This is a genomic window from Tolypothrix sp. VBCCA 56010 (assembly GCF_050875635.1).
Lineage (GTDB): Bacteria > Cyanobacteriota > Cyanobacteriia > Cyanobacteriales > Nostocaceae > Hassallia.
On record NZ_JBPAOH010000049.1, the window covers coordinates 36,288 to 45,863 of the forward strand.

At 39.1% G+C, this 9,576-nt stretch carries 8 protein-coding genes, 1 tRNA gene and 1 pseudogene; 7 read left to right on the top strand and 3 right to left on the bottom strand.

The window, feature by feature from the left end:
* Positions 1–13 precede the first annotated feature (13 nt).
* From AABK37_RS18100 to AABK37_RS18120, 5 genes are all read left to right on the top strand, one after another.
* Complete coding sequence (locus AABK37_RS18100; protein ID WP_432552934.1) at positions 14–682, top strand: HAD-IA family hydrolase; 669 nt, start codon at positions 14–16, stop codon at positions 680–682.
* A gap of 156 nt (positions 683–838) precedes the next feature.
* Complete coding sequence (locus AABK37_RS18105; RefSeq protein ID WP_432552942.1) at positions 839–943, top strand: type II toxin-antitoxin system PemK/MazF family toxin; 105 nt, start codon at positions 839–841, stop codon at positions 941–943.
* Positions 944–972: 29 nt separating this feature from the next.
* Entirely contained in the window at positions 973–2,286 is a 1,314-nt protein-coding gene (trmFO, locus tag AABK37_RS18110; RefSeq protein WP_432552935.1) for an FADH(2)-oxidizing methylenetetrahydrofolate--tRNA-(uracil(54)-C(5))-methyltransferase TrmFO, read from the top strand.
* 160 nt (positions 2,287–2,446) lie between these two features.
* Positions 2,447–3,619: a murein hydrolase activator EnvC family protein gene (locus AABK37_RS18115; protein ID WP_432552943.1), complete on the top strand. Its 1,173-nt coding sequence runs from the start codon at positions 2,447–2,449 to the stop codon at positions 3,617–3,619.
* A gap of 54 nt (positions 3,620–3,673) precedes the next feature.
* Positions 3,674–3,746: transfer RNA gene (locus AABK37_RS18120), tRNA-Arg, on the top strand.
* A gap of 436 nt (positions 3,747–4,182) precedes the next feature.
* On the opposite strand, the gene AABK37_RS18125 is transcribed toward AABK37_RS18120, so the two are convergent.
* Positions 4,183–6,282, bottom strand: coding sequence for a hypothetical protein (locus AABK37_RS18125; RefSeq protein ID WP_432552936.1), 2,100 nt, complete (start codon positions 6,280–6,282; stop codon positions 4,183–4,185).
* A 309-nt stretch (positions 6,283–6,591) separates the two neighbouring features.
* Here AABK37_RS18125 and AABK37_RS18130 point away from each other — a divergent pair, with 309 nt between their 5' ends.
* Positions 6,592–8,100: a hydroxysqualene dehydroxylase gene (locus AABK37_RS18130; protein ID WP_432552937.1), complete on the top strand. Its 1,509-nt coding sequence runs from the start codon at positions 6,592–6,594 to the stop codon at positions 8,098–8,100.
* 208 nt (positions 8,101–8,308) lie between these two features.
* Here AABK37_RS18130 and AABK37_RS18135 read toward each other — a convergent pair whose 3' ends face one another.
* Positions 8,309–8,923, bottom strand: a complete 615-nt coding sequence (locus tag AABK37_RS18135; RefSeq protein ID WP_432552938.1) for a DUF3318 domain-containing protein — start codon at positions 8,921–8,923, stop codon at positions 8,309–8,311.
* Positions 8,924–8,972: 49 nt separating this feature from the next.
* Between AABK37_RS18135 and AABK37_RS18140 the strand changes: the two genes are divergently transcribed.
* Positions 8,973–9,230 (top strand): hypothetical protein, encoded by a 258-nt coding sequence (locus tag AABK37_RS18140; protein WP_039737153.1) that lies wholly within the window; start codon positions 8,973–8,975, stop codon positions 9,228–9,230.
* Between the two features lie 99 nt (positions 9,231–9,329).
* Here AABK37_RS18140 and AABK37_RS18145 read toward each other — a convergent pair.
* Positions 9,330–9,485, bottom strand: a pseudogene (locus AABK37_RS18145) (carbohydrate porin); the annotation flags it as partial.
* Between the last annotated feature and the right edge of the window lie 91 nt (positions 9,486–9,576).

Consider the following 9,576-nt stretch of genomic DNA (forward strand, 5'->3'; position numbering starts at 1 on the left):
GTCAGGAGTCAGAATGACTACTAAAGGAACTGTTGCTTTCGATATAATCGGCACCTGCTTCAGTTTGGATAAGCCGCTGAAGAGATTAATAGAACTGGGTGCGTCACCCCAGGCAATGCAACTTTGGTACGCTCAAACCTTAAGAGATGCGTTTGCTCTTTCCCACGCAGGTCATTACCAGCCATTGAAAAACATCTTGGAGGCAGAACTACCGCGATCGCTTGCATTATTGGGAATTGAGGCAGGTTCAGAGCAGCGATCGCGGGTGATTGATGCGTTTAACGAACTAGAACTACAGACAAGTGCTAGGGCGTGCTTTTCACACTTAGCAAGTGCAGGGTGGCGATTGATTGCCTTAACTAACGGTAGTGAGGAGTCCACTCGCAAGCTGCTGGACCAAGCCAATGTTCTACCGTTCTTTGACCGCATTCTTTCCTGCGATGCCATTCAAAAAACCAAGCCACACCCAGATGTTTATGCTTTAGCACAACAGGACAGTGGAGGTGAAGTTTGGATGGTTGCGGCTCATGCTTGGGATATTATGGGTGCAGCAACTGCTGGCTTACGAACTGCCTTCATTACTCAGGAAGAAAAGGCTTACCTTGCTGTTTATCCGCAACCGGAAATTGTTGCCAGCGACTTGGTAGAAGCTGCAAATCGCATTGTGAGTATCAGTAAGTAAAAAATAGATGTAATATCGTGTTCGGTTAAAGACTTATTATTAAGATCGCAGCGGGGCAGAAAGTAGGGAGCAGAGGGAAAGAGGATTTTCTGATTTTTGCACAGATAAGCCAAATAATAACTAATTTACCGAACATGATGTAACTCTAACTTCGCCCTGGATAAACAACGACTAATAAAACGACTAGGTAAACTAGAAGAATCGACAATGAAGCAAGTTAATCAAGCTATTCAAATTAGTTTAGGTTTGGTTGAGCTTTAATTAATAGACGAAATTTTTAGGATTTAACTATGCAACAACCGATACAAGTGATTGGAGGTGGGCTAGCGGGAACAGAAGCAGCGTGGCAAATAGCGTCTGCGGGAGTCCCGGTGATTTTTTGGGAAATGCGACCGAAACGCTTTAGTCCAGCACATCATACAGAACATTTAGCGGAGTTGGTGTGTAGTAATTCCTTTGGGGCAATGGCAAGCGATCGCGCTGCGGGTCTATTGCATGAAGAATTGCGTCAACTCAATTCTATCGTCATTTCCAAAGCTGATGAACACGCCGTTCCCGCTGGTGGTGCGCTAGCTGTAGATAGAGGACAATTTAGCCAAGATTTAACCGAAACTTTAGCGAAACATCCTTTAATTGAATTTCGTCGTGGTGAAGTTACAGCGATTCCAGAGGGAATTGTCGTCTTAGCAACCGGTCCATTAACCAGTCCCGACTTAGCGGAAGATTTGCGACGTTTCAGCGGAATGGAATATCTCAGCTTTTTTGATGCCGCTAGCCCGATTGTTGTGGGAGAATCGATTAATCGCGATATTGCTTTTATGGCATCGCGCTACGACAAAGGGGAAGCTGCTTATCTCAATTGTCCGATGAATAAAGAACAGTATTTGCGGTTTTGGGAAGAACTCCGCAAAGCTGAACAAACCGAATTGAAAGATTTTGACCGGGAAACGGCGAAGTTTTTTGAAGCTTGTTTGCCCATTGAAGAACAGGCACGACGGGGAGAAGATACCATGCGTTACGGTCCGGTGAAGCCTGTAGGATTGTCAGATAGCCGCACTGGGGAACGTCCTTACGCGGTGGTGCAGTTGCGGCAAGAAGATAAAGCCGGTCAACTTTGGAATATGGTAGGATTTCAAACTAATCTGCGTTGGGGCGAACAAAAGCGAGTATTTCAGCTAATTCCCGGTTTGGAAAATGCCGAGTTTGTCCGGCTGGGTGTGATGCACCGCAACACGTTTATTAATGCCCCACAGTTGATGTCTGCAAGTTTGCAATTTAAGCAACGTCCGACATTACTTGCAGCTGGGCAGTTGATTGGTACTGAAGGCTATACCGCAGCATCTGCCGGTGGTTGGCTGGCGGGAACGAATGCAGCGCGGTTAGCGTTGGGTAAAGAACCGTTGACGCTACCGAATACAACGATGATGGGGGCGTTGTTTGAGTTTATTAGTTCCGCTTCGCCGAAGCATTTTCAACCGATGCCGCCGAATTTTGGTATTATACCAGAATTGGGTGAGAAAGTCAAGAGTAAACCGGAGCGTTACGGACGTTATCGCGATCGCTCTTTAGCTGACCTTGCTGCATGGAAAGCTAATCAGTTATAGGGTATTGGGCATTGGGCATTGGGCATTGGGCATTGGGCAAAATTCCTCTCCCCCTGCCTCCCCTGCCTCCCTCTCCCCCTCTCCCCCTCTCCCCTCCATTGATAGGGTGAATCGGATTTTGGGAATACTCTTCATGGTGTTTGTGATTATCAAAAACAACATGAAAGAGCGATCGCTTCCAAAAATTCTGGTATTTTGCGGCATTTTGTCTGTATTCTTGGCATTATTGCCAGTATATGCAGGCAAGAGTGCAAACACAATTGACACTTTGCGTGTTCAGCAGCAACAAGTTAAACAACAGCGTCAAAATGTTGTCAAAGAACGCGATCGCTTAACAAATCTTCAGCAATCAGCGCAACAACGTCTCACTGGTTTAAAGCAAAATCTGCAAACCACCAACAGTCACATTACTGACAGCGAGTTGCGGTTAAAAGTTGCTAGTGAACGTCTTCAACAATTGCAAGCTGATTTAGGTGTAGCTGAACAGAATTATCAAAATAGACAAGCAGCGACAATTGGACGATTACGCTATCTGCAACGTTCCCCAGCATCTGTTGGATGGGCAGTTTTGTTGCAAAGTCAAAATATCAGCGATTTTCTTGACCGTCGTCGGCAATTAAAGTTAGTTTATCAAGCTGACCAGAAAATTTTAGCAAAACTCACTCAACAAGCAAACCAGATAAAGAAGCAGAAAACCGAAGTAGAAGAGCAAAAAAATGAAATTGCTTTGATTCATCAGCAGTTGCTAGCGCAAAAAGCCGATTATCAAGGACAAGCAGAGTTACAGTCAGATTTGATTTTACGCTTAAATAGCGATCGCCTAGCTTTAGAAGCAGCGCAAAATCAACTAGATAAAGATTCTCAAGCTTTAAGTGCTTTAATTCAACAAAAGGTAGCCGAAGCGCAAAATAAAACTAACAGCCGCAACAGCATTCTTCTGCGCGGAACTGGTATAATGGCTCTTCCCAGTGATGCTTCTACCAGCAGTCCTTTTGGTTGGCGGATGCATCCTGTTTTAGGATATCGCCGCTTTCATGCAGGTTTAGACTTTGCCGCTAGCTATGGCAGTACAATTCGCGCCGCAAATTCGGGAACGGTGATTATGGCTGGGTGGTATGGTGGTTATGGCAACGCACTCATTATCGACCACGGCAAAGGCATTACTACATTGTACGGTCATACGAGCCAATTGTTCGTTTCCGAAGGGCAAACAGTGCAGCGAGGACAAGCGATCGCTGCTGTTGGTTCCACCGGTTTATCTACCGGTCCTCACCTCCACTTTGAAGTCCGCAGAGACGGTACACCCGTAGATCCCGCGAATTTTCTTTCTTAGTGCGAGTTTGTGTTGAACTCAATCGCGCTTATGTGTTATAATGAAGAAAAGCGTGGGCGCGTGGCTCAGTGGATAGAGCAACAGATTCCGGTTCTGTGGGTCGGGGGTTCAAATCCCTCCGCGCTCGTTTTTATATAAAGCCTAACCACAAAATCGAGAGGTGATTTTCTCTCACCTCAATCCAATGTATCCCTAAAACAACAAAATAGGGATGATTAGTTGAGTTGAGATAAAGTTATCATCAACCCATATTTTTATAATTCCATATTATAGTTTATTGAGTAACCTATATGATAACGTTATAAAGGTCTACCAGATGAGGACTTGAGTTATTTTCACTCATAGCATCTCTATTTTTAGTTTCAGGTGATGCAACCTTAATATTCTTGTGTAACTTTCGTTAGAAAATAATCTCTAAGCCTTGTTATTAAGTACTTTTTGCAACAAGGTAATTTAAATGACAAACAGGGTAATGCGATCGCAAAAACCTTGATTATCGTTATATAGTGAGCAATGAAGTACTATTTATATTGTTGTTTAGTTAATCAGTACTTTTTTGCAGCTTATTTTTTATCTTTAATAGCAGTATAATTATTACGATAATAAATTAGTTTTTCTTTGGCTTTTCTTGAAATAGAAGTGCCTTCTGGAATGGAGCTTAATAAGTTAATTGCTTGCTGCAAATTTAACTGAGCTTCTTTCCAAACTTTTTGGTCTTTTGGAGGATTTTGAAGCATGAGAGCAGTTTTCCATGCTAGTTTTTGAGCAGTTTCAAAATCTTGCTTTGCTTTTAACTCAATGAAAATTCTTTGACTGATGGCGGTATGGTTAGCACGATAAGAAACTAGTCTATCTTTTATCTGAGGATAGATTGAAGAATCCTCTGGAATGGTTTCTAAAAGTTTGATAGATTCCTGCCACTTTATTTGGGCTTGCTGCCAGGTTTCTATTGGGTGAGGTGGATTTTGAACTATAACTGAGGCTTCTATTGCTGTTTTTTTGGCAGCTTCCAGGTTACTTTCAGACTCTAAATTTACAGATACATTTTCTTTTTGTTTTACAGAATTAGTTTGCGAGACTTCTTCTATTTTGATATTTATATTGTCTTTAACAGTATCTTTAGAAAAATTAAGATATGTTATTAGATGCTGAGTTTTTAAATCTTTTAAACCAATACCTAAACTAATAATAACAAAAAATAGCAACGCTAATACCGTATATATATTCTTCTGTTTCTGTTTCTGCTTAATTATTAACAATTGTTCTGCTTTTTCTATGATTTTACTAGCTTCCGGTATTAAATTGTTTATATACTGCCTTAACTCTATGTATGGATTAGATGTATCATTAAATTGTGATTTTTTACCATTTATAAATAGAGATATTTGATCATTTGTATCAAGTTGTAATTCTGTAAGATTTTCGCAAAATATAGATAATAAAGTTTCTACTGTTTTTGGCTCTAGCTTACAGGTAAAACAATTTTTCAATAATTGGATAGTTGCTTCAAGCTCTGTTGCTAATTTTTTTAATGATTTTTTGCTTATAGTAATTTTATCAATAGATTCTTGAATAAACTTTGTTTTGCGGCAACCATAATCAATTCTTATTTCTTCTGCAAGTTGATTGACTTTATTTATAATGCTTTGCAAACTATCTGTAGTCACTTTAGACGTAAATTTAGACTCTTGAATATTTTGAAGATAATTAGTGATATTTTCACAAAATATATTACATTTTTTACATTGTGATTTGAGAAAACAAATATTGCTTTCTAAGTTATTTAAATCATTAATGATATCTACTAGTTTTTTTGGTTTTTTATTGTGAACTAGTATAACTAACTCTTTATCTTTATTAATCTTTATTCCTAAAATATACCCTTTAAAAATAGACAATAATATTTCTAGTGTATTAAGATTCAAAGTATACTTGATATTAAATTTCTTGTTTTTATCAATATGATTATTGAGTGTCGTGATAATTTTCATGATTTTATTTTGTAAATTATTAAGTGAATTTTCTGCTTCGCTAATTTTTTGGATTTGTAATTTAAATAAGTTAATATCTTCAAAAAATTTTATTTTTATACTTTTAATAATATCTCTAACATCTGTTTCTAAATTAATCACCTCATCTCTATTAGACAAACAATCAATAAAAATTTTACTCTTTATACATTCTTTGGCGAACTGATTAATATTATCAATTTTGTCGATAATATCATCGCAAATTAACTTGATAGCTAATAAATCTTTTATTTCATCTTGTTTCGATTTGCTAACATCTTTATTTTCAAAAGCTTCAGCTAAATGATTTACTCCCGATCCTAGTAATTCTTCCCCCTTATCAGAAACCACATCTGATACTATAGGGATTGCTATGTTAGCAAGCATCAGTTTAATTCCTAACGCTGCTTCACCAACACCTCTACTAAAATTGAAAGCACGGCTACCCAGTTCTCCTGCTTTATTCAAAAAGTTTGTAAACCCTAACTTTCTAAACTTAGAGTCTATCTCACCTTGAATTTGATAAATTTCCTTCTTGATATCATCAAGATTATTAATCTGCCGTTTTATAGAATCAACACTATCAAATTTAATTTGAATATCTTCCGCAATAACTTTTTCTAGTTTTACCTTTAAATTATTATTTTTCTTCATAAAATAAGTTTAAAATTTATTATTTTTTTAATTATTAGCTATTTCAATCGCCATAACTATAGCATTGAAAATTAGGTACTTTCTTGAGTAAAATCACTTAGATAAAGAATATATTTCTATTTTTATAACCCGCAATAATAATTAAAGTTTATTATTAGCAAAAATTGCTGTCACAAAAATTTTTGTTTTTTAGTTTATTTTTTACGTATTTTCAACAATGCGTGTGGAACCTTCAACAAAACCCTTACGAAGTGTTAAAATTACAACTTCCGCTCAATTTGTGGATAAACTAAAAAACAGGAGAATATCATGACAGAAGGGTTGCAACAAAAACGGGTAGTAGTTGTAGGTGCAGGTTGGGCTGGTAATGGTGCAACTTACCACTTAGCCAAACAAGGTTACGATGTGACCCTTCTCGAAGCTGGTGCTAATCCTGGTGGACTGGTAGCGGGTTGGAAAACAGCAAGGGGACAATCAGTAGAAGCCGGTGTTCACGGCTTTTGGTATCCTTACAGAAATATATTTTCTCTTATTAACGAACTTGGAATAAATTCCTTTACAACTTGGACTCGTTCATCTCAATATTCGCCTTTTGGTTTAGAAGTTGAATCACCAATTTTTCAGGATTTACCGCGACTTCCTACACCTCTTGGAACATTTTTATATACACAATTTAAACGTTTACCATTAATTGATAGAATTAGCGCTCTACCTTTACTTTACGCCTTAATTGACTTTGATAATTCCGATGAAGCTTGGCGACGTTATGACTTTGTGACAGCGCGGGAATTATTCAAAGATTTTGGAGTTTCAGCGCGGCTTTATCGTGACTCTTTTGAACCGATGTTGTTAGTAGGTTTATTTGCCCCAGGTGAACAATGTTCTGCCGCTGCAACTTTGGGAATGCTGTACTTTTTTATTCTCGCCCATCAACCAGATTTTGATGTCGTTTGGTGTCGCGGAACAGTGGGAGAAAAGATATTTCGCCCTTGGGTAGAACAAATTGAAAAAGCTGGCGCGAAGAAGTTAGTAAATCGCCGCGTTACCGACATAATAGTTGATAATAATCGGGCAAAAGGTGTTGTCTGCGGTGATGAAGTGTTTGATGCTGATGCGGTAATTTTTGCAGTTGGTATCACCGGGATGAAGAAAATCGTATCAAATAGCCATAGCTTACAAAGCCGTCAAGAATTCAGAAATTTGAGCAACTTAGGGGCAATTGACGTTTTAGCAACTCGACTGTGGTTTGACCGGAAAATTAACATTCCGCGTCCTTCTAATGCTTGCTTTGGCTTTGATGCAACTACCGGATGGACATTTTTTAATTTGAATGAACTACATGATGAATATAAAAATGAACCTGGGACAGTTATTGAAGCAGATTTTTATCACGCCAATCAATTTTTGAATTTAAGCGATGAAGAAATTGTACAGAGAGTTCAACGCGATTTAGCAACTTGCATTCCCCAATTTCGGCAAGCGAAAGTGATAGATAGTAGCGTAATTCGTTTAGCAAACGCAGTATCTCACTTTGCACCCGGTAGCTATCGTTATATGTTGCCAGCTTCGACAAGTTATGATAATGTATTTATGAGTGGTGATTGGATTGTTAGTCGTCACGGTTCATGGTCGCAAGAAAAGGCTTATGTGACAGGTTTAGAAGCAGCGAATTTAGTAGTTGATTATTTAAAACAGGGTAAACCTGCTGAGATTTTACCTGTAGAAGCAGATGAACCGCACATTCAAATTGCCAGAAGTGTTAATAAAATAGCGCGTGACTTAGGTAAATCTATTTTGCCTAATTTTTGGTTGCCGTGATGGGAATTAAAGGATTATCTCACGCAGAGAGAAGTTTGAGCGGAGGTTTCCTCCGATCAAAGCTTCTCCTAAGGGAGACGCTGCGCGAACGGTGGGCGCAGAGGCGCAAAGGAGTAGGAATGAGCGCAAAAACTCTTTCAAACTCTCATTACTCTGTGTACTCTGCGTTCTCTGCGGTTCGTTTCTCTAATTGTGCAGAGCGTGAAAATTACATAGGATTATTCTTGTAACTTTCTGGTACACCCATTGTGGACAAACCAGCGATCGCTCGTAAATTTTGGCAGCGAATCAACTCGCTAAAATTTAAACCAGAACGTCCTTCAATTTTCGCTACCGTCTCAATTGCAGTTAACAGATGTTCTGCGGCTTCAGTTTCTGAATAACCGCGACGCAGTGCGATTCTAATTGCCGCTGTATCTGCATTTAACTCTGATTCTTGGGAATTATTAGTACGCCAAATGCGAATTAAGGCGATCGCACTTAATCCCCCAGCGACAACTACACCTACCACATCTTGTTGCGCTGATTCCACGAATCCGCCTAAAATCCCCGCCACTACCACACCTTGATAAATGTCGGGTTTAAACCACTTTACCCCGGTTAACCAGCTAATTGTCCGCAACAGCAGTAAATCGCGTTGCGGCTGCTTCAGGCGACGCCACAAATCAAAGTTAATATATACTGGTCGCTCCTGATTCCAAGGTAAGGGAAAAGAAGCATCAATCACCTTTGACTGTTCTGGCTTGCTGACGAGTTTCACCGTCATTCTACCAGAAGCCGGCATCACATCTAACAAACGACGAATTTCAACATTAGGCTCCATGATTAATATTATTAGGCATAATGAGCAGTAAAATTAGAATTTTTACTACATGGAAGCTTTTGCTCTTATCCCACCTGAATGGACTAATCAGGGAATTCATGCTCATAAGTTTTGCTGTCCTAAATGCGGCGCAAGTAGCTTAGAAGCCGAAAAAGTTTGGATTAATCGGCGATCGCCTGTCCTTACAGAAGAACGTCGCCGCAAATGGCAGGAATTTTACAATTGTAACTGCGGTTGTGTGTGGTGGGCTTGGAGTAGCGATCGCCCTCCAACAAATTTATCCAAACAAGATAATAATCTCACATAACCAAATTTTCAACAAACAAAAGCCAGCAGAGGCGGGCTAATATTAATTTACCTTACTATGAAGCCCGCTAGTCATGGCATTGTTTGTGTAGCTTCATTCTTAAAAACTGAAAGTGGTACGCACTGTACCTACATAAATAGTGTCATTCCTATCATTATGCTCAGGACTCAAAATCACCAATAAACCGGGAGTAACAGAAATATTGTCGTTCAGTTGCAGCCTGTAGAGACCTTCTAAATGGTAAGAGGATGTCTGAGAAGTTTTAGATAGGTGATTTTAATTACGCAAGTTGCTTTAGCATCAAACGAATCATGGCAACATAAATAAATGCTTCAGTCGTCTCAGG